The organism is Candidatus Angelobacter sp. (assembly GCA_035607015.1).
Taxonomy (GTDB): domain Bacteria; phylum Verrucomicrobiota; class Verrucomicrobiia; order Limisphaerales; family AV2; genus AV2.
Map to the genome: position 1 here is coordinate 1 of DATNDF010000487.1, position 21,873 is coordinate 21,873.

Annotated in this window: 16 protein-coding genes and 1 tRNA gene; 10 read left to right on the plus strand and 7 right to left on the minus strand. The window is 58.4% G+C overall.

The window, feature by feature from the left end:
* The 7 genes from VN887_19355 to VN887_19385 form a co-directional block, all read left to right on the plus strand.
* The coding region (locus VN887_19355) for a PVC-type heme-binding CxxCH protein (protein HXT42175.1) at positions 1-2,684 on the plus strand (2,684 nt) is incomplete at its 5' end.
* Positions 2,681-2,920 (plus strand): hypothetical protein, encoded by a 240-nt coding sequence (locus VN887_19360; GenBank protein HXT42176.1) that lies wholly within the window; start codon positions 2,681-2,683, stop codon positions 2,918-2,920. The genes VN887_19355 and VN887_19360, both read left to right, overlap by 4 nt.
* Positions 2,904-4,493 carry a N,N-dimethylformamidase beta subunit family domain-containing protein gene (locus tag VN887_19365; GenBank protein HXT42177.1) on the plus strand — a complete coding sequence of 530 codons (1,590 nt, stop codon included), beginning with the start codon at positions 2,904-2,906 and terminating at the stop codon, positions 4,491-4,493. The genes VN887_19360 and VN887_19365 overlap by 17 nt, the downstream gene beginning before the upstream one ends.
* Positions 4,494-4,816: 323 nt before the next feature.
* Positions 4,817-5,233: a cupin domain-containing protein gene (locus tag VN887_19370; GenBank protein ID HXT42178.1), complete on the plus strand. Its 417-nt coding sequence runs from the start codon at positions 4,817-4,819 to the stop codon at positions 5,231-5,233.
* Between the two features lie 96 nt (positions 5,234-5,329).
* A complete protein-coding gene (locus VN887_19375) occupies positions 5,330-6,496 on the plus strand; it encodes an LptF/LptG family permease (GenBank protein ID HXT42179.1) in 1,167 nt (388 codons plus the stop codon).
* A gap of 87 nt (positions 6,497-6,583) precedes the next feature.
* The gene (locus VN887_19380) at positions 6,584-8,125 is read left to right on the plus strand and encodes a sialate O-acetylesterase (protein HXT42180.1); all 1,542 of its coding nucleotides are present in this window, start codon (positions 6,584-6,586) and stop codon (positions 8,123-8,125) included.
* 39 nt (positions 8,126-8,164) lie between these two features.
* On the plus strand, positions 8,165-9,256 hold the full coding sequence (locus VN887_19385) for a sialidase family protein (GenBank protein ID HXT42181.1): 1,092 nt from the start codon (positions 8,165-8,167) through the stop codon (positions 9,254-9,256).
* 113 nt (positions 9,257-9,369) lie between these two features.
* Here VN887_19385 and VN887_19390 read toward each other — a convergent pair whose 3' ends face one another.
* Both VN887_19390 and VN887_19395 read right to left on the minus strand, forming a co-directional pair.
* Entirely contained in the window at positions 9,370-10,155 is a 786-nt protein-coding gene (locus VN887_19390) for an SDR family NAD(P)-dependent oxidoreductase (GenBank protein ID HXT42182.1), read from the minus strand.
* Between the two features lie 43 nt (positions 10,156-10,198).
* Positions 10,199-10,273: transfer RNA gene (locus VN887_19395), tRNA-Val, on the minus strand.
* A gap of 164 nt (positions 10,274-10,437) precedes the next feature.
* Between VN887_19395 and VN887_19400 the strand changes: the two genes are divergently transcribed.
* On the plus strand, positions 10,438-11,373 hold the full coding sequence (locus tag VN887_19400) for a class I SAM-dependent methyltransferase (protein HXT42183.1): 936 nt from the start codon (positions 10,438-10,440) through the stop codon (positions 11,371-11,373).
* A gap of 60 nt (positions 11,374-11,433) precedes the next feature.
* Positions 11,434-13,041 (plus strand): bifunctional phosphoribosylaminoimidazolecarboxamide formyltransferase/IMP cyclohydrolase, encoded by a 1,608-nt coding sequence (gene purH / locus VN887_19405; GenBank protein HXT42184.1) that lies wholly within the window; start codon positions 11,434-11,436, stop codon positions 13,039-13,041.
* Between the two features lie 8 nt (positions 13,042-13,049).
* On the opposite strand, the gene VN887_19410 is transcribed toward purH, so the two are convergent.
* The 5 genes from VN887_19410 to VN887_19430 form a co-directional block, all read right to left on the minus strand.
* The gene (locus tag VN887_19410; protein ID HXT42185.1) at positions 13,050-14,465 is read right to left on the minus strand and encodes a hypothetical protein; all 1,416 of its coding nucleotides are present in this window, start codon (positions 14,463-14,465) and stop codon (positions 13,050-13,052) included.
* Positions 14,462-16,384, minus strand: coding sequence for an asparagine synthase (glutamine-hydrolyzing) (gene asnB, locus VN887_19415; protein ID HXT42186.1), 1,923 nt, complete (start codon positions 16,382-16,384; stop codon positions 14,462-14,464). Before asnB ends, VN887_19410 begins: the two co-directional genes overlap by 4 nt.
* Before the next feature lie 25 nt (positions 16,385-16,409).
* Positions 16,410-17,330 (minus strand): class I SAM-dependent methyltransferase, encoded by a 921-nt coding sequence (locus tag VN887_19420; protein ID HXT42187.1) that lies wholly within the window; start codon positions 17,328-17,330, stop codon positions 16,410-16,412.
* A gap of 73 nt (positions 17,331-17,403) precedes the next feature.
* The gene (locus VN887_19425; protein ID HXT42188.1) at positions 17,404-18,708 is read right to left on the minus strand and encodes a DUF362 domain-containing protein; all 1,305 of its coding nucleotides are present in this window, start codon (positions 18,706-18,708) and stop codon (positions 17,404-17,406) included.
* Positions 18,709-18,897: 189 nt separating this feature from the next.
* A complete protein-coding gene (locus VN887_19430; protein ID HXT42189.1) occupies positions 18,898-20,784 on the minus strand; it encodes an O-antigen ligase family protein in 1,887 nt (628 codons plus the stop codon).
* Between the two features lie 276 nt (positions 20,785-21,060).
* Between VN887_19430 and VN887_19435 the strand changes: the two genes are divergently transcribed.
* Positions 21,061-21,873 (plus strand): glycosyltransferase (locus VN887_19435; protein HXT42190.1); only part of this gene is annotated, 813 nt, incomplete at its 3' end.

Genomic DNA, 21,873 nt, shown 5'->3' on the forward strand with positions numbered 1-21,873 from the left:
ATTACGAGCGCGCGACTGTCTTCGCGGAGAGAATCGCGTTCCCCAACGGCGTCATGCCCTGGAACGGCGGCCTGCTCGTCACCGCCGCGCCGGACATCCTGTTTTTCAAAGACAACGACGGCGACGGTCACGCCGATGAACGGCGCGTGCTCCTCACGGGTTTCGCCGAGGGCAACCAGCAGTTGCGCGTGAACGGATTGTTCTGGGGACTCGACAACTGGATTTACGGCGCGAACGGCCGCAGTGACGGGGACGTGCACTGGGCCGATGACCCGCCCAACAAAGCAGTGTCGATCCGCCGGCGCGACTTCCGTTTTCGTCCCGGCACGAAACAATTCGAGGCCATCGCCGGACACTCGCAGTTCGGTTGCGCGCACGACGATTGGGGAAATCGCTTTCCAGTCTTCAACAACATCCCGATCCGCCACGTCGCCATCGAGCAACGCTACCTTGACCGCCAGCCGCTCCTCGCCGGCACCGAAACCGTCGTGCCGGCTTCGTCGCCGGATGACAAAGGGCGCGTTTATTATCTCGCGCCGCCCACGCTGCTCATTCCGCAGGCGTCGGATTACTTCACGTCCGCGTGCGGCCCGACGGTCTATCGCGGCGACGCGCTCGGCCCTGACTACTACGGCAACTTCTTTGTCTGTGAGCCGGTCCACAATTTGATTCAACGCCGGCGCCTCCTGCCGAATGGAGCGACCTTCGTCGCCGAGCGCACAGAGTCGGGCAAAGATTTCCTGGCTTCGACGGATCCCTGGTTTCACGGCGTGTTCACGACGACCGGACCCGACGGCTGTCTTTATGTCGTGGACTTCTACCGCAAATTCGTCGAGCACCCGGCCTGGGTCGCCGACGAATTGAAGAACACGACTCCATGGCGAACGGGCGAAGCGCACGGCCGCATCTGGCGCATCCATCCAAAGAACTGGAATCCGACAACATCAAAACCAAATCTCGGCCACTCCAAATCAAGCGAACTCGTCAAACACTTGAGCGACGTAAATGGCTGGTGGCGCGATGCCGCGCGGCGATTGCTCGTGGAACGGCAGGATCGTTCCGCAGTGGGTGCTCTGGAGAAAACAGCGCGCAAGTCGTTTTCACCACTTGGCCGCCTCCACGCGCTTTGGACGTTGGACGGCCTCGGTACTCTGTCACCGGATTCGGTGCTCGCCGCATTGAAAGATTCGGACGCGCACGTTCGTGAACATGCAATCCGTCTGGCCGAGCCATTCCTCGTCGGGGGGACGAGCGTCCCCGCGAGCCGCACTTCGACGCCAGGGCTGGACAGAATCTCACCCCGCGAGATTGAGCGGATCAAGCACGCTCTGTTTGACCTCGTTGATGACAAAAATCCGCGGGTTCGTTTCCAGCTTGCTTTGACGCTTGGCGAGGTCGGCGGCGACGACGCAAAACTTCCGACCCTCGCGCGCCTCGCGCAACGCGACGTCGAAGAGCACTGGACAGTCTTGGCGGTCCTTACCAGCGTCGGGTCGCGTCCGTGGCCGGCGTGGAAGGCGCTGGTCGAAAAAAGTCCGGGCTGGTTTAAAGCGCCGGACAAAGCCCAGGCATGGTTGATCGAAAAGCTGGCCGAGCTCCTCGCCGGGAATCGCAATGAAAGTGATTTGCGTGCGGCGTTGGGGCTCGTCGAAGAGGACGCGCAGCCATTCTACGCAAGAATGGTCCTGCTAAGCAGTCTTGCGCAGGCGGAGAACTCGAATCCTTACATCCGACAGTTGCTGGCGCCACCTTCGGCGGGCGCCGGCGGGAGCCTCACCGGAATTCTGGCTGAAGCCGAACGGATCGCGCATTCACCGGAGCGCGTGCTGCCGGTCCGACTCGCGGCCATCCGGCTGCTCGGACGGCGGCCGCATCCGGGTGTCCAAAGCCTTGCCGCGTTGTTGCTGCCGCAAAATCCGACGGAGGTCCAGTCCTGCGCCGTGACCGCGCTCAACGACGCGAATAATCCGGCCGCCGCCACTTTTGCGTTCGACGGTTTCGAACGCTACACGAGGTCCACGCGACAGCAACTGGTCGCTTCGACGCCCCGCGCGTCTGCGCTCGCCAACGCGTTGCTGACCGCGCTGGAACAGGGCCGGATGCAGCTCACGGAGGTCGATCCATCAACGCGGCAGGCGTTGCGAAGAAGCTCAACCGCAGAGTTGAAACAGCGAGCGGAAAGATTGTTTAAAAGCGCGGTTTCACCGGATCGCGAACAGGTCGTGCAGCATTTCAAGCCGGCAGTGCAGATGGGCGGCAATCGAAAACATGGCGCGGAGATTTTCGCGAAGACCTGCCTGCAATGCCACGCCATGCAAGGCGAAGGCGCGCGGGTCGGGCCGGACTTGTCCGGCATCGCGACCCAGCCGCGCGAGACCATGCTGATGAACATTCTCGATCCGAGCCGACAGGTGTTGCCCGACTTTTTGAGCTACACGGTGACCGCTGCCGACGGCGAGACCTTGACGGGTTTGATCACAGCGGAATCCGCAACGAGCGTGACCATCCGACGGCCGAATGTGCCGGACACAACGATTCGGCGAAGCCAGATTAAAGAGCTGAAGGCCGACGGCAAATCGCTGATGCCCGATGGACTTGAAGCGGGCCTGACGGTGCAGGACATGGCGGACTTGCTGTCGTTCTTGCGACAGCCGGAGGCGACGCTGTTACCCAGGGACAAATGAAGCTGCTATTAACTGAAAGAGCCTCGATTGGCAGGGGAGGGCACGCGGCCCGCGTGCAACTGGTCGGCGGCTCGCCGACCGGTCGGTGTGAAAGGGATTCGTCGGACACCGGGATGAAGTGGCGTGGCCGATTGGATTCCCTGGACGCGGCGAGCCGCCGCGTCCGGCACGCCAGCGGCGTGCGCTCCCCGGAGAAAATCCGCATCCCTCCGACTAAAAATGAAAAACAAACGTAAACCAGACAACTCCACAAACCACCCCCACTCCATCACCCGCCGCGATTTGCTCAAGGGGGTTATCGGCGCCAGCGCAGCAGCAGCGTTGAGCGGTTGTTCCTGGACCGAAAAAAACTCCGGCGGCACCACGCGCAAATCAATTCTCGGCAAGAGCGATCTGATCCGCCGTGAAAACGAAAAGCCCGGCACGCGGGATTGGATGCTCACAAACACGCGCGTTGATCCGGCGACAAAATATCGCTGTCCGTGGATCGAAGGTTACTGTTCGCGCACGAGCGTGCGGGCCGGCGAGTCAATCAGCTTCCACGTTAGCACCAATCCGGCATCGCCGTTCAGACTCGACATTTATCGCATGGGTTACTACGGCGGCGCGGGCGGACGGTACGTGTCAAGCCTCGGCCCGTTCAAAGGCACGACGGAGCCCGACCCGCCCGTCGGCGACAAGCGCGTGCGCGATTGTCAGTGGGAACCGTGCGCGACCGTCAAGATTCCGCGCGACTGGCTCAGTGGCGTCTATCTGGGCAAACTCACCGCCGAGCGCGAAGGGTTACAGAGCTACGTCATCTTCATTGTCCGGGACGACCGCCGCGCTGATTTTATTTTCCAATGTTCGGACACGACCTGGCAGGCGTACAATCGCTGGCCGAGCCAGTTCGCCCTCTACGATGACGGCAAGGACCAATGGTATTGGGGGCCGAACGTTCAGGTCGGCTTCAACCGGCCTTACGGCAAATATTGCCAGATTCTTGACGCGCCACTCACGACCGGTTCCGGCGAATGGTTTCTCTGGGAATTTCCGCTCGCCCACTGGCTGGAGTCGCAAGGCTACGATGTGACTTACATCTCGAACCTCGACGCTCACGCCGACCCGAAAAATTTGTTGCGCGCGAAAGGTTTTCTGTCAGTGGGCCACGATGAGTATTACTCCATCGAAATGTTCAACCAGTTGAAGGCAGCGATTGGCGCCGGGCTGAACGTCGCTTTTCTCTCCGGCAACGCGGTGTGTGGCCGGATTCTTTTTTCGCCTGACTCGCGCGGCACGAACCACCGCGCTTTCGAGCGCGTGGGCGTGTTCGGACCGCCAAACGGCACGCGCGATTTCGTGGCGATGAAAACGCTGCCGCACGAGCGCCCTTACGCCAACGAACTCATCGGCGCGCACAGCACCGGTCCGGTGACCGGCGGCGCGGACTGGATTTGCGCGAAACCTGACCACTGGCTCTTTGAAGGGACCGGCATGAAAAAGGGTGATGGGATTCCCGGACTAGTTGGATGGGAATGGCACGGCGACCCTGCCAATATTCCCGGACTCGAAATCGTCGCCACCGGCCCCACGCAAGACGCGCCGGGCAAACTCAACAGCGGCGTTTACACCGCCACGATTTATCCCGGCCCGAAAGGGAACTTCGTCTTCAACGCGGCAACGTGCTGGTGGGCGGACGGAATGTCGGCGCCGCCCGGCTACGTGCGACCATCGGTTTACACGTCGCCGAAAGGACCGGACCCGCGCGCGCAACGCATCACAGCGAATGTGTTGGAGCAAATGAAACGACGGGTGAAGTTAGCCGTGTAGCCCTTGGAAATACCCGGTCGTGACTGCGATTCGTTCAACCGTTGACCGGTCATAACGAAACGTTGTTGTAGAGGCGGCAAACAATCCCGACAGAATTGCGCCCTCCAGCCCAAGGTTGCCGAGCTTGCGAGGCTGCCCTGGGTCACCATTCGGAAATGGATTCAACCGCAACGCAGTTGTGGCAAATTTGGGGCGTGACGGATGGACGGGAACGGAGTTGACCCGAACGATACAGGAACGCCGACTGGAACCTGCGTTTCGCGCCTGATTTTCGGCGGCTCATTTTTCTTGAAGTCCGTTGCGCGCCACCCACAGTTGCATTCATGGCAAAGCAATCTCCGCCGGCCTGGCGTTTCGTGTCTTTCGACGAGGCAGAGGTCGAGAAACTTCCCGGCAAGACGCACTACTGGCATTGCAAGCCCGGGATGGTCAGGGACACGAACTTCCTGTTCGTCCGCGCGCAACTTCCGCCGGGCGAGGCGCACAAGTTTCATTTTCATCCCGCGATGGAGGAAATGCTTTACATCCTGTCCGGCGCCGCGGAGCAATGGGTGGAAAAGGAGAAACGCGTGATGAAACCGGGCGACTCGCTTTATCTGCCGGCCGGCGTCATTCACGGCACCTTCAACGCGAGCGACGAGGCGCTCGATTTTCTCGCGGTCCTCGCCCCCGCGAAGACCACAGGACCGGTGACAGTGGAGGTCGGTGAAGAAGAACCTTGGAAATCACTGCGTCGGTAAGGATGCTTCCTGCGCGCAACAACGCTCTTTTATGCTGATCGCCGACCCTGAGACTGAAACGGCCATCATGGTTGGCGAGGCTTGAACAGCGCCTGCATGAAAACACTGCATCTCTATCTGACCCGGCAGGTGCTGGCGACGCTGGCGATGACCGTTGCCGTGTTTACCTTCGTGCTGCTGCTCGGAAACGTGCTCCGGGAAATCCTCGCGCTGCTCGTCAACGGTCAGACAACCATCGGCCTCGTGCTGCAGGCCGTCGCCTTGCTGATCCCTTTCGTTCTGGTTTTTGCCCTGCCCATGGGAATGTTGACGGCGACACTGCTGGTCTTCGGACGTTTCAGCGCCGACCAGGAGTTGACCGCCGTTCGCGCCAGTGGCGTCAGCCTGGTAGCGCTGATTACGCCGGTGCTGTTGCTGAGCGCGGGATTGAGCTGCGTCTCGGCCCTGGTCAATCTGCAGGTCGCGCCGCAATGTCGCGTGGCCTACAAAAACCTTTTTTACCGCATCGGTCTGGAGCGCTCGACTTCGCTGATCATGGAAGGCCGGTTCATGGACGATTTCCCGGGTTACATCGTTTACGTCGGCAAAAAAAGCGGCACCAACCTGTACGAAGTGCGGATCGACGGCGTGGACGCGGACGGAAAAATGACGAACCACATTGTCGCAGCCCGGGCGACACTCGTTTCCGACGTCGGCAACAACCGCGCGTATTTGCGATTGTACAATGTTTACGAAACGGACCTGGTGAACTGGAGCGGCGTCAACTCATTCGAGGAGATTTCAAAAACGCTGACCACCAAACCGCTCACGCAGCCGGCGTTCAGCGTCAGCTTGAGCGACATGACGTTCCGCCAACTGTGGCGGAAGCTGAGTGAACTGGAACAGTTGGGCGTCCGGGCCGCACCGATCCCGCGCGCGACCGTGGAACAGATGCGCGAGCAGAAGCGCCAGCTTGAAGCGATCAAGGCCGACCTGACCATGCCGGTGCGGGTGCAAATTCACCGGCAGGTCGCCTTTTCGTTCGCGTGCATCGGGTTCACACTCGTCGGCATTCCGCTCGGGATTCGCGCGCACCGCCGCGAAACCAGCGTCGGCGTGGCGATGGCGCTTATTCTCGTTCTGACCTATTACAGTTTTATCATCGTCGGCCAGTCGCTTGAGTCCCGTCCGGAGCTGGCTCCGCATCTGATCGTGTGGCTGCCCAATTTCATTTTCCAGGCCGTCGGCGCGGTGCTGCTCTGGCGCGCAAACCGCGGCGTCTGACGCGGACCTCGCGGCGGCGTCCTGAAAACGCGCAACCGAACTGCTTTCCCGATTGACGCACGCGGCGTCTTGCGTTGCACTGTCCGCATGAATCCACGACGAGTTTTCCCCATTTCATGCCGGCTCCTTCTGGCGTCATTGTGCGTGGTGGTCGCCACGCACGCGGAGGTCAGACTGCCCGGCCTGTTCTCCGACCACATGGTTCTCCAGCAGGGAATGCGCGTGCCGGTCTGGGGCTGGGCTGACGAAGGAGAGAAGGTCACGGTCACGTTTCGCGGAAAAAAAGCTTCGACGACCGCGAAGAACGGGAAATGGATGGTGAAGCTGGCCGCGTTGAAGGCGGGCGGGCCGGACCTGTTGACAGTCGAGGGCGGAAACAGAATTGAGGTGAAAGACGTGTTGGTCGGTGAGGTCTGGGTTTGCAGCGGTCAGTCTAACATGGAGTTTCCGCTGAAGGCGTCGTTTGAAGTGGACAAAGACATTGCCAATTCTGCAAACTCGGAGCTTCGCCTCTTCACGGTTCCAAAACTGAAGGCCAACGGGCCGGTGGACGACGTCAAAGCGGGCTGGCAGGAATGCAATCCGGACACGGTTAAAAACTTTTCCGCCGTGGGCTATTATTTCGGTCGCGATTTGCAAAGGGCGCGGGGCGTGCCGGTGGGCCTGATTCACACATCGTGGGGCGGGTCGCCGGCGGAAGTATGGATGCGCGAAGGAGTCCTCGCCGCGAATCCCGAATACAAACGCGACATTCTCGACACCTATGGAGACAAGCTCAAGTGGTATCAGGCGGAATTGGACAAGTGGGAAAAAGAAGCCGCGGAGTTCAAGAAGGCCGGCAAGGAACCGCCGCGCGGGCGCCCCTGGCCGGCGTGGAAACCCGCCGAACTTTACAACGGCATGATCGCGCCGTTGATTCCTTACGCCATTGCCGGCGCCATCTGGTATCAGGGCGAGTCCAACGCGGACCGCGCCTGGCAGTATCGCACGCTGTTCCCGGACATGATCCGCAACTGGCGGCGGGACTGGGGCCAGGGGGACTTCACGTTTCTGGCCGTGCAAATCGCGCCATGGGACCGCAACAAAAAGCGAACCGTTGAACAGATCACTCTCGCTCCCGGGGACAGCGACTGGGCCGAATTGCGCGAAGCGCAACTGCTGGCGACAAAAGCGCTGCCCAAGGTCGGCATGGCAGTCATCACCGACGTCGGTGACAAGGACGACATCCACCCGACGAAGAAAGGGCCGGTTGGCGCGCGACTGGCGCTGCTCGCGCGGAACACTACGTACGGAGAGAAAATCGAAAGCGAAGGCCCCCGCTACCGGCAGATGAGGGTCAAGGGCGAGCAGGTTATTTTAAGTTTCGACCACGTGAGCAGTGGTCTCGAAGCGCGTGGCGGGCGGCTGCGCGGATTCGCGATTTGCGGCGAGGACGGAAAATTCATCTGGGCGGACGCACAAATTGACGGCGACAAGGTCGTCGTGAGCAGTTCTGTGGTACTGAAACCGGTCGCGGTTCGTTATGGGTGGGCGGACTACCCTGTGGTCAACCTGTTCAATCACGAAGGCCTTCCCGCGTCGCCGTTCCGTACCGACAACTTCCCAATGATCACCGCGCCAAAAAAATAGGTCCGGACAGAGGCGACCACCGCCGAACGCAACGACAATATGCAATCGAGAATCTTCGGCCTGCTTCTGGGTCTGGGAATGATCGTCGTCTGCCTGCCCGGCGAATCGAGACCGGCCCCTTCAAAACTGCAAGACCATCAACCGGGCCTGGTGAAATCCGAATTTATTTTTGAAACGGCGCCGTTCAAGAGCAGTCATGCTTCGACGATAGTGGAAACAAAGGACGGATTGTTGGCGGCCTGGTTTGGCGGGCCGCACGAACGGCATCCGGAAGTGGTCATCTGGACGGCGCGCCAACGCGACGGCAAATGGTCCGCGCCGGAACAGGTAGCCGATGGCATTCAAGCGGACGGCAAAACCCGGTTTCCTTGTTGGAACCCGGTGTTGTTTCAACCGAAAAACGGACCCCTGCTGCTGTTTTTCAAGGTTGGGCCGAGTCCATCCGCCTGGTGGGGCATGTTGATGACCTCGACTGACAACGGCGCGACCTGGACCAAACCGCGCCGGTTGCCGGACGGTCAGGTTGGGCCTGTGCGAAACAAACCGGTGCAACTCGCGGATGCGTCATTGCTTTGCGGCGCGAGCACCGAGGATCACGGCTGGCAAATCCACATGGAGCGCACCCCCGATTTTGGGCAGACCTGGGAACGCACGCCCTCGTTGAACGACGGCAAGAATCCGGGTCTTATCCAGCCGACGATTCTGCAATGGCCGTCCGGTAGAACGCAAATCCTCCTGCGCAGCAAACAAGGGAGCATCTTTGAAAGCAGGATGGGCGACGACTGGAAAAGCTGGAGTCCACCGAAGCGCTCGGCGCTGCCCAATCCGAACAGTGCGATCGATTCGGTTATGCTCAGGGACGGACGCGCGCTGCTGGTTTACAATCACAGTTCCAAATCGCGCGCGATGCTGAACGTGGCGGTTTCGAATGACGGCGAACACTGGGAGGCTGCGCTGGTTCTTGAAAATCAGCCCGGTGACCTCGAGTTTTCCTACCCTGCGGTGATTCAAACCACCGACGGCCTGGTGCATGCGACCTACACCTGGAAACGCGAGCGGATCAAACACATAGTCGTGGATCCCGCCAAACTTCAGCCGCGTGATTTCGTGAGTGGTGCATGGCCAAAATAGAGCGGCCTCAGGTGAATCCATTAACCGGAGGATGCTCTGACAAATCGGCGGTGAGAAGCTTGAGCCGCCCCGCCCTAGTTGATGACTTACGGCCGGCACTGCCGCCGGAAAGCTTATTTGGCCTGCGCGCGCCGATGGACTTTATACACCTCCGCCTGGTCGGTGCATTTGATGACCATTTCGTCAATGCAGACGTGTGGAGGACGGCTGGCGGCCCAGACCATTGCTTCCGCGACATCATCGGCGGTCAAAGGGACAAGACCTTCATAAACCTTTTTCGCACGCGCGGCGTCCCCCTTGAAGCGCACGAGAGAGAATTCAGTTTCGGCGAGGCCGGGATCAATGGTGCCGACGCGCACGTCGGTGCCATTTAATTCGAGCCGCAGCGCGCGAGTGATGAACAACTCGGCAGCCTTCGCGCCGCAGTAAGCCGCCCCGTTTTCGTAGGCGGTGCGGCCGGCCACGGAGCCGATGTTCAGGATGTAACTGCCAGGGTTGTTGGTCATCAACGGCAGGCAGGCACGTGTCACCCGCAACACACCGAGCACGTTCGTTTGCATCATAAATTCCCAGTCCTCGTCCCTGCCCTCTGCCACCTTCTCCAGTCCTTTGGCACCGCCCGCGTTGTTGACGAGCACGTCGAGGCGGTCGGTGTGCGTGCGCGTCCAGGCGACAAAATCGTTGACGTTTTTGGTTTGGGCGACATCAAGCGAGCGAACGTGAGCAGCGGGAGCCCCGGCTTTCTTCGCTTCCGCAGCGACGGCTTCGAGCCGGTCAACACGCCGGGCGCCGAGCAGCAGTTTTGAACCTTCACGAGCAAAAGCGAGCGCGGCGGCAGCGCCGAATCCACTGGAAGCTCCGGTGATGAGAACCCATTTGTCTTTGAGAGAAGTTGGCATCCGAGAATTTTAGGGGAGGAGCGAACCCTGACTCAAACAAAAATGGTGCGCGATAGAGGGTTCGAACCTCTGACCCCTTCCGTGTCAAGGAAGTGCTCTACCACTGAGCTAACCGCGCATCCGACCGCGGGCGGATAAGCTCGCAAATCTGCGCGGCTTGGCAAGCGCAGAATTGACGAGCATCGCTGCGCTGGACACCGCCAAAAACGACCACTGGAATTATTTGATGCGAGCGCCCGGTCGTGTTCAACTGATTCCCTCAACGGCGACAGATTGCGGCTGATGCGCGAAAATCAGGAACCAACCGGCCAGGTGCAGCGATTCTGTCCGCTGTGCGAAGGAAAGGACGCGGACCTGTTCATGAAAAAAGGTTCGCTACGCCTCACGCGTTGCCGGGTCTGTTCGATGATCTATGCCAGTCCGGTGGAACCGGAGCTGGCCTCGGGAAAGTTCTACGACCGTCTCGGCGCGCCGTTTTATTTGTCTCCGGACAAACTCGAGGGTGATTACGCTCCCGTGCGATTCAAGCGGGAACTGCGGTTTTTTCGCGCTTACTGCCGGGCGGGCGCCGTGCTGGATGTCGGCTGCTCGACCGGCGCGTTTCTGTTTCAGTTGAAAAGGCTTTTCCCGGAAGATTACTCCGTCACAGGAATGGACGTCGCCAGCGCCGCCCTCGATTACGCCGAAGGGCGCGGAATCGAAACCATCCGCGAGTCGTTCCTGGATTTTGATTTCGGAGCGAGGCGTTTTGACGCCATTACATTCTGGGCCGTCATCGAGCATCTGGTCCAGCCGCGGAGATTTTTGTCGAGAGCGCGGTCGGTTCTGAAACCGGGCGGGCATTGTTTTGTCCTGGTGCCGAACCTGAAATCCCTGGCGGCCCGATGGCTTGGAGTAAAATACCGTTACATCATGCCGGACCATGTCAATTATTTTACGGCAACGACACTCAGGCAGTTTGCGGCGACGGAGCCCGGGTTTGAAATCGTCCGACTGAGCCAGTCGCATTTTAATCCTGCCGTGATTCTGAAGGATGTCGGCGGCGGCGTGAAGCGGGTGGCGGACGAAGAGCGGGCGCGCCTGTTGAGACGCACCACAGCATTAAAGCAGCATCCGCTCCTGCGGCCGGTCCGCTGGATTTATTCAGGCGCCGAACGGCTGCTTGTCGCCGCGGGACTGGCGGACAATCTGGTCATGGCGGTGCGGAAAAAATTCTGACCGCCAGGCGGGTTTGGCGTTGACTCGGTCAAAGTTTCTGGAGGATTTTAGCCGCCGGTTATGGCGACAATTCAGCGCGCGCTCATCTCGGTATTCGACAAGACCGGGCTCATCCCGTTTGCGCAGGCCCTCGTGACATCGAACGTCGAACTGGTTTCGACCGGCGGCACCGCCAAAGCGCTGCGTGAAGCCGGCCTGTCGGTGATTGAACTGAGCAATTACACCGGTTTTCCTGAAATGCTCGACGGCCGCGTAAAAACACTGCATCCCAAAGTGCACGGCGGTTTGCTTTACCTGCGCGGCAATCCCGCGCACGAAGCGGCGGTGAAGAAGCACGGCATCGGGCCGATCGACCTGGTCGTGGTGAACCTGTACCCCTTCGAGCAAACTGTGGCGAAGCCGGGTGTCACCCTGGATGAGGCCATTGAAAACATCGATATCGGCGGGCCCTCGATGCTCCGCAGCGCGGCGAAAAACCACGCGCACGTGACCGTCGTAATGGATCCCAACGACTACAATGAGGTGGCCGCGCAAATCAAAGTTCGAGGCGGCACCACGCTGGAATTCCGTCGCAAGCTTGCCGCGCGGGTGTTTGCGCACACGTCCGCCTATGACGCCGCCATTGCCACGCATTTTATCAAGGTTTTCGGCGCGGGCGCACCCGCGCCCGTGCCCGCCCGAGCCGTTCAATCACCCTTGCCACTGGAGCAGCCGACGACCGCACTGCCGCAGACCCTGGTCCTGGAAACACCGCAGGTGCAGGCTCTTCGTTACGGCGAAAACCCACATCAACGCGCGGCGCTCTACGGGCGATTTTCGGAGTACTTTCAACAACTGAACGGCAAGGAACTTTCCTTCAACAACATCCTGGATTTGACGGCCGCCGCAAATTTGATCGGTGAATTTGAGAATGATCCACCGACGCTGGCCATTCTGAAGCATACGAATCCGTGCGGCGTGGGACAGGGGAAAAATCTGCGCGAAGCGTGGAAGCGGGCGTTCGCTACGGACAACCAGGCGCCCTTCGGCGGGATCATCGTCGTGAACAGGCCGCTGGATTTGCCGTGTGCGCGGTGCATCGCGGAGATTTTCAGTGAGGTGATCGTCGCGCCGGACTTTACGGCCGACGCACTGTTACTGCTGCAGAGGAAGAAGAGCCTGCGGTTGATAAAAACGCTGAGGAATCCGCGGACCGCCGCGCCGTGGGACGTCCACAGCGTTGGCGCGGATTCCTACCTGATGCAGGAGCGCGATTTGAAAACCGCCGCCGGCGCGGACTTGAAAGTGGTGACGAAGCGAAAACCGACCCGGGCAGAACTGGAGACGATGCTGTTTGGCTGGCGGGTCGCGAAGCATGTGAAATCGAACGCGATCGTCTATGCGGGCAAAGGTCGCACGCTGGGCATCGGCGCCGGCCAGATGAGCCGCGTGGATGCGAGCCGGCTTGCCGTGTGGAAGGCGAAGGACGCCGGCCTTTCGCTCAAGCGGAGCGTCGTTTGCAGTGATGCTTTTTTTCCGTTTCCCGACGGATTGATTGCCGCGGCAAAAGCCGGGGCCACGGCGGCCATACAGCCCGGCGGGTCCGTGCGCGACGCGGAAGTGATTACAGCCGCCGACAAACGCGGGATGGCGATGGTCTTCACCGGGGTGCGCCATTTTCGTCATTGATCCTCGAGTTAATCCTGGATGCCCGCCCCGGGCAGTTTGCTGACGAGCCAGCGGTGTTTTCCGCGAGCGGTCTTGTCCACTTCCTTGACCTCGCGAAAGGTGATTGTGAAATCGTCCCCCAGCTTGTGTAGAATCGCTTCCTCGATTTTCAGCAGTCGGGAAGAATGAAACTGCGGACCCGCGATATAGCGGAATTCTGCAGCGCCCGGCTGATCCTGATAAAACTGCACCGCATACAAATCATCGAATGCCGTGTCGTGCATGTTGAAAGCAGTGAGCGAAATGCGCCGTCCGGTCGCACTGACAAGATATTCCTGCTGCCGTCCGGCGATTTCCACGGCCGCGGGCCAGGGGTGCTCAAGGTTGGACGCGTCCGTCGGCTGAGCCAGTCGGGCGTAATCGCCGGTGCGGTAACGAATGAGCGGCATGGCCATGTTGTGAAACGAGGTCCCGATGATTTCACACAGCCCCTCGTTGTCCGGAGGTCCGAATTCGACAAACCCATACTGCGGAAAAAAATAATAGAGTTCGGACTGCGCGCCTTCCCCCGCCAGCGCGACCCGCTCGGCATGGCCATACCACCGGTAAACGCGGCAATTGAAAACGCGTTCCAGCAGGCGTTTCTGAGGAAGGGTCAGCCGTTCCGAGCCGCAAAGCAGTCCACGCAGCGGCAAGCGCCATGCATGGCCTGATTTTTCAAGATATTCCGCGAGTTGCAGGGCGGCCGAGGGGTATGCGTGAACAAAATCAGGCCTGAATTTTTCCAGGGCCTCCAGGTATTCCGGCAGACGATCGAGCGTCAAGTGATAGGACGAAAGCAGCATCCAGTTGCGCGTGGCGTCGTAGGAAACAATCCGGCCCTGCGCCTGCGAACTTACAACGTGACCACGAATAACCGCCAGACGCGCCCCGTCGAAATACCCCGCGCGCCGCCACAGGGTTTCCAGAAATACCTGTTCTTTCGGACGGCTGACGCCCTTCTGCAGATAAAAACCCACCGGCACGCCGGTCGAACCCCCCGTGGTCATGTAGAGACGTTGCGACGCCCGTAGTTCCGTGGAAACCATATCGGTCAAATGCTCCTGCAAATCTCTTTTTTCGAGGAACGGACAATCTTTCAGATCCTTTGGACTGTGCACGTTTTCAGGACGAAATCCTGCACGGCCAAAACTACGCTGGTAGTACGGACAATGGCTGGCCGCGTGGTGCAGCACGGCGCGGAGTTGCTTGAGCTGGTAGTGTTGGGTCTCTTCGAGCGGCCAGTGCTCACCCTCCATGGCAATTTTTTTGAATTCACCGTAACGCGCGCCGTAACGCCAGCTTTGAGGTAACTGCCGATAAGCGGTCCCGAGCACCGATTGGAGCCAGCGCGGCAGCGCGTTGTAGGAGTCCAGCAGAGGATAAAGTTTGTCTTCCAGGCTCATGGCGCTTGTTTGTCCAGGTACACACGGCACCACAGTTCAAAGTTCAGCAGAATGTAGATGAGGTAATTGTAGTCGTGGCGTCCGGAGGCGTTTTCCTGGATCAACCGGTGGACGTAATCCGGATTGAAAAAGCCGCGGCGTTTGAGGTTCGATTCGCAAAGCAGATCGCCGATCATTTCCTTCAAATCGGAAACAATCCAGGTGCGGATGGGCGCTCCAAAGCCGGCTTTTTTCCTGTTCAGAATGTGAGCTGGCAACAGTCCGCGAAGCGCCCGTTTCATCAGGTACTTTCGGGTCGATCCGCGCATTTTCAAGCCTGGTGCAACACTCGACATAAAGTCCACCACCTCGTTGTCGATATAAGGCACGCGCACTTCGACGCCAAAAGCCATGCTGGTTTTGTCGGTGTAAGCCAGGTTGAGCGAAGGAAGGAACGTTCCCATGTCGAGGTGTAGCATGCGGTCGATGTAGTGCCAGCCGTCCGATTTCTTCAGCAGGTCCCGATGGGTTCGCTCGGGCAGACCGGCCTTGATCGAATCGGCATAACGTTCGCCCAGCAGTCCGTGAAGATTCTCGTCGTAGGCGTAGGACAGAAAGCCGATCAGGCGGTCTTCAAATTCGAGCGAGGCTCCAGCGTTGAACTTTCGCAAACGCCGGAACGTGGCGGTCAACGGTCCGCCTTTTGACGCCGGGAGTCTGTCCAGAAGTTTTCCGAGCAAAACGCGGATGCGCTTTGGCAAACGATCATAAAACCGGGAGAGTCGAACCGCCAGATGCCATGGGTAGCCGCAAAAAACTTCGTCGCCACCCTGCCCGCTGAGCAGCACTTTCGTGTTCTGCTGGCGCGCCGCCTGGCAAATCAAATAGCTGGTGATGGCCGCCGGGTCGGCGACCGGATCGTCCAGGTGCCAGATCACCTTCGGCAGCAGATCGACAATTTTCGGCTCCAGGATGATTTCCTGATGATCTGTTCCAAACCGGTCTGCCAGCTCGCGCGCAAAGCGGATGTCATCCGGCTGACCTTCAAAGCGCTGATCTTCACGGCGGAAACCGATGGTGAAAGTTTTGAGTCGTTCAGTTGTCAAACTGCTTGCCATTGCCAACAGGCCGCCGGAGTCAACCCCGCCGCTCAAGAACAGGCCGACCGGCACGTCGCTGATCATCTGACGGCGAACCGTTTCGTGGAGGAGGTCGCGCAACTCGCGTGTCAGGGTCCTTTCGTCCTCCGCGCAGCGGGTGTCATTATACGTCAGTTCGTAGAAACACGAAGCTGATCTTTTTCCATCGCCGAACGTCATAACGTGTGCCGGCGGAACTTTGCGCACGTGTCTGAACAAGGTCAGCGGTTCGGGGCAATAACGGAACCGGGCGTAGGCGAGAAGGGCGTCCGGATCAAGTTCCCGGTCGAGGTGTGGATCGCAGAGAAGAGACTTGATCTCGGAAGCAAACAGCAGCCGGTCGTCCTGTTCCCAATAATAGAGCGGCTTGACGCCGTAGCGGTCGCGGGCGAGATGAAGCAATTTGAGCCTGGAATCCCACAGCGCGAACGCGAAAATACCATTCAGTTTTTTGACGAGGTCGATTCCCCATTCCTCGTAGCCGTGAATCAGCACTTCGGTGTCCGTCCGGGATCGAAATTGATGGCCAGCTGCCAGGAGAAACTTGCGGAGCTCGGGAAAATTGTAAATCTCACCGTTGAAGACGACCCAGACACTTCCATCCTCGTTGGCCATTGGCTGGTGACCGGCCGGGCTCAAGTCGATGATGCTCAGGCGGCGATGGCCCAACGAAACCTGCCGGCCGGAGTGGACAAAAACTTTGGTGCCAAAATCATCCGGGCCACGATGAGAGATGACAGCCGTCATTCGACGGATCAGATCCTCGTTGGCTTCGCCCCAGATGCCTGCAATGCCGCACATGTCGGGAGTCGTGTCGCGTGACAGTCTATTTCGTGGCGAAGATAAACAGGTACCAGCCGATCCTCGCCGCCAGCAATTTCTCCACACTGAACGGGAGCCGGTTTACCAATGGATACTTGTTCAACGGAAGGTGCGCGACATTCATGCGGAGACCGCGGAAGTGCGAAAAAAGCCTGTTCGCCTCCGGCCTGGTGAAAGCAAATGCGACGGGGCATTCCGGTCCATCGGTGCAGTGGTGAACGAAGTTTTCCGGTCTCAGGTAGCTCCATCCTTCCCTGAGAAAGTTATGGTAATGGATTTTCCATACCCTGTTGTCGCTGTTGCCACGCAATCCTGCAAGCGATTCGGTGAGAACTCGCTCGCGATCGCGTCGCCAGCGGCCTGCGCGCGACAATAGCTTCAAGAAAACGCGCAGTCGCATGAAACTCATGATCCGAACGTAATAATTAAAGCTGTGCCTGTGATAGAGCATGATGATTGCGTGCCCGTCCGGCTTGAGAACGCGATGTACCTCGTTGATGGCCGCCTGCGGGTTGGGAGTGTGATGCAGTACGCCGTGCGAGTAAACGAGATCGAAACTTGCATCCGGGAAGCTGAGTCGCTCGGCGTTCTCCTTTTGGAACGAGCCGCCCAGTCCAAGGGCTGCGAAATGCTTTCGCGTGGCCTCCAGCGCCGCCTCGGTCAAATCGACGCCCGTGTAGCAAGCACCATTGAGGGCAAACATGGCGCCATCCGCGCCGTTGCCCGTGCCGATTTCCAGCACCTTCTTCCCTTTCGATTCGGTGAACGGAACCAGCAGTGGGATGTGCCATTCTGTGCGATAGCGGTGTTCGCGAAACTTTTCGAAGAACTCCTTTTCACTCGCGTAGTCCCGGACAAAGTGTGACCCGCAGGCTTCGGTGTTCCAGAACGAATGAACATTGGCCACTGACGGTCTGGCTTCCATGAGTGCAGGGGATGATGAGAGGAAATCGGGTGTCTGGCCAGTTTGTTCTTTGCGAAACTGACGCCGGGTCACCTCAGACAGTTGTCGTATGGCGCCGCTTCTCGATTGCGCCAACCCAGCCGAAGTGGGGCTTGAAATCAAATGTTTCCTGGATTGCGTCAAGCCTGCTCGTCCAAGCCGGCCTGCTGGAAACGACGACGATCTCGTCCGGTGAGAATGGAACAAAATTCAATTCGTGGATGCGAAAACTGTTTTTCAAGAGGCGCAGCTTCTGCCAGTCAAATCCCATCAACGTCGCTGCCACACAATCGACAGCGACAGGGTGCGTGCCGGCGATGACGACGCCGCATGGTTTCGGATCGGGCGACATCGGCCCATTCCCCTCCCCGGCAATGATGCCATCCACGACTGTCAGATACCGCAGTGGCTTTTTCCGCGGTTGACCGTCCCCGTCGAAGGAAAAGAGGCATTTGTTGAGATCGAGGACCATGCGCCAGCAGGTGTCATTGCCGTGCCAGTTGCCGGAACGAATCACCTTCTGCGTGTCGCCAAAAACGAGGCGCCCTGCCTTTTTTATCGGAACAAACAGCCGTGACAGATTAGGCCGCCCCTTCAGCCAGCGTTTGGCCGTGCCCATCCAAGCCTGCTCCAAACGGGCTTTGGCGGTTACGGATGGAAATTGATCGCCGCCGTCGGCAGGCGTTCCTTCCGTATGATGCGGCAGCCAGTTTTTGTTCGCATTGATGCCCACCAGGTTCTTCAGTGCGCATGTGACACCGACTTTCTTGTGCGTCTTCAGCTTGGGAATGTTAATCAACACGTCGGCATCCATCGGCGTGCGGCACAACAGATACTCGTGATGTGTCCCGTTGTGTTTTGCATTCGTCTCCGCCATGTCGTAGGAGGCGCCGTAGAGTCGGCTCATGCCTTGATAGCCAACAAATTCACTTGCCGAATTCAGCTCGATGCGTGTGTGTCCGTTGGGATCGCCAGTTAACTGAGTTTTGGAGATGGTTACTCCGTCGATGGTGTGCCATTCCTCCGGGCGCAGGTCGAGCAGACTGAATTCGACTCCGGGAAAATCCTTGCGGACCCGGGCCAGCATGAGGTCCAGATCGCAGTATTCGCGGATTTTTGAAAAAGAGGAATCCGTTTGTGGCGCATCGCAAATCGTGACCGAGCCTTTGCCCTGCAACTTCTCTGCCGCCCAGCTTGCGACGGCTTCAATGACCGCCGGATGCGTGATGACGTGCTGCCAGTGGTCCGGGCCGGGAAACCGCTCGTCGTATTCCTTGATCCAGTTTGGTTTGAGAACGACGCGGTCGTTGGGCCGGATGAAGGTATCGGGTAGCGACAATGCGCCAACAGCTGATCTCATAGTTTCCGCCACGGTCCCCGATCCGGTGTAACGATCGGGCGCAGAAAAGACTGCCACGCGCGAGAGAGACAAAGAGTATTTGGCGGCGGACATCGAACTCAACCTAGCAGACCGATGGAACTTGTTCAGCTTTTTCGCTCACGTATTTAACAGGAGACTGACAAAAAAAGATCCGCCAAATCCGAACGGTTACTTTGCGGGCGGTGTAGGCGTTTCCTTCAATTTCTGGTCGACGATGGCAAGATAAGTTCTTGCAATCGGGTTGTGCCACGCATGTTGCAACGTCAATGATTTTTCAAACCAGGGTTTCGCAGCTGAATAATCTCCGACTTGAACAAAGTGCCAGCCCTGGTGAGCGAGGACATAATAGTTGTTGGGATCGCTCTTTACCGCCATTTCGAAATACGGCGCCGCTTCGTCGTGGCGTCCGGACCAATCGAGGCACATTCCGAATTTCATATAGTTATATGGGTCGTACGGGTTGAGACGTATTCCCTGTTGAAACCAGTGCATGGCTTCGGAGATTAGCTTTTCAGAACCGCTGTCCCCGTCCCACCCCACCCGACGGAGCGCCTCCCCGAGGGCATAGGTCGTTTCAAAATTTTCAGGTTCGATGGCCGCCGCCGCGCGCAGCGCCGCCATCATTTTCGGAGTGTATGCGGTCTCCTTTGCAGCGAGTTCGAGTTGGGCGTATTCCCGTCCTCGTCGGTAACCTTGTTGCCCAAGATAGAAAACGACGATGATTCCGACGACAGTGGCAATAATGCGTCCAATCAAGCCTGGATTGATCCAATAACGGTCGGTCGCGAACCTCAAATATCCGGAAAGTAAAGCCATCAGAGTGACGGCAAGAATCGCGTTCGCCGGGACGTGCATGTTGAAGTCGGTGAATGAATGAATGAGGATCGCTACAAGTCCGACAGATGCGCCAAGAACGAATGCGGCCCGATTGCTTGGCTTGGTTCCCAACACACTTTGATCACGGCTCACAAATTTCCAAGTCTTGAACACACCCACGTAAAGGAGCACGAACGCGGCCACAATCAACGAGGTACCCACCAACCCCCAGTCGGCCAAGGTGTTCAAATAGTCATTATGGGCGAAGCCCGGCCTGGCCTGGATCTCAGGGGGGCGATACTCAGGAAACCGGTAATCGAAGTGGGCCGGCCCGACACCGCACCAAGGATGATCTTGCCACATTTTCATCGTTGGCTGCCAAAGCCAGATACGACCTCGCGCACTGTCCGGGGATTCAACCGAAAGAACGTTTTCAACTCGTTTGTGAACGCGATCTGCGCTTAAATAAAAGTAGGCACCCGCGGCGATCAATCCGGCGACAACAATCAACGCCGGGAGCCTTTGCTCTCGGCGTTGAATCAAGAGGACAAAAAACAGTCCCAGTGATACACCCGTGGAAATCCAAGCGCCGCGAGAAAGAGTAACGGAGATGCCGGCGAGCATGGCCAGGGAAGCATAACCGAGAGAGATCCGGAGAACGTGGCCAAGCCGCCCCGTCAACGCATATGCCAGGCCGAGAGGCGCCAGCAACTCGAGGAAACCGGCTAGATGGTTCGGGTTGATGTAGGTTCCAGAACCGCGCTTTCGAAACACGACCGGTTTGACGAAGTGCCAGACGTATTCGGAGTTCGTAGCAAACTGGAAGATCCCGTACATCGATATTGCCAGTGCCAAAAAGATCATTACGAAACTGATCAGTTGAGTTGTTTCCTGTCTGGCCAAATTGTTAAGGATCGCAAAAAACAGGAGAGAGTATACCAAGACGCGGATTAGTTCCTGTCGCGCCGCATACTCAATATCCGCTTGTTGATAACGCGCGATTGCGTAAACGACAACAGCCACTACCGCCCAGCAGATTGGCGGCCACATTACGTGATGGCCCGGATTCAGCCAGAACCGTAGCAGCCAGAGCAATGCGGCCGCCGACGTTAGTGCTTGAACAACCAGGAATTCTGCGGGGCGCACGGCGCCGGTCGCCAGCGGGCCGAACATCAGAATCGCAAGAACTAAAAAGAGGATTCCTTTTTCGCACCAGTTGTCCAGACGCTCGCGGACCATAGTCGGATGAAAGCTAATGCAGTCTTTGCATCGCGGTCACGCGAATTTGTCGTCGTGTCTGAGGCGGATTCTTAATTGCCTTCTAGCGTTGCACCATCCATCGTACAAGAAATGTTGCCAACTTACTCTCGGTCGTTGACGCTCGGGTCTTCGAATTGGGCTTTTTGGAGCAGTAGCCCAGTGTTCTTCCGCGGTTTGAGAGCCGATTGCGTGGAGTGGCTTTCTTCCTGAATGGCAGCACTTTTACCTTACTGTGCACGACTAGTCTGTAATTCCATGAGGATTGTCCACACGGCCACAGCCTATTTTCCGAGCGTGGGTGGGGCCCAATTGCATTGGTTTAAGATCGGGCGACTGCTTCGGGAGAGGGGCCATGAAGTCGCTGCCATCGCTCAGTGGAAAGACCAGCGTAACCGCTATTTGTTGGACTCCACCCTGTTTGCCCCGTGGGGGGATGATCAATATGACGCGCAAGGGATTCCTGTTTATCGGTTTCAGCCAAGCTTCTCAGCCCGGTGCTGGATGGCGCCGCTCCTGCCAGGCTGCTTCATGCTGCCTGAACTCTGTTATTGGCCAATCAGCGCCTATTTCGCGCGCCGCTTCGAACAGGTGCCAGGCCGCATGGATATCGTGCACAACATTCGCAGCGGCCGCGAGCATTTTTCTTGGGCTTCCTACGCGTTCGCGCGAAAACGTGCGGCTCGTTTCTTCATCACTCCCAATTTCAGTCCGCGAATGCAGTCCTCGTTCGGTCGCTTCGTCATGCGAAACTTCTTTCGCTTGCTGCGACGGGCCGATGGTGTTTTCGTCTTTACTGCGGCCGAAGAGGAAGAGATGAAGCGTTTGGGCGTTCTTGAAAACCGCATCTGCCTTATCGGCGTCGGACCGTTACTGGCGGACCGGTTTGACGCGGCACAATTCAAGCGACAGTTCCGCATCCGAGAGAAAATGGTATTGTTTCTCGGGCAAAAGCTTGCTTACAAAGGCTTCGACACACTTTTGGCGGCGGCACCTTCCGTATGGGCGAAATACCCTGATACCAGTTTTGTGTTCATTGGTCCTCATTATAATTCCAGCAGGTCGCAAATT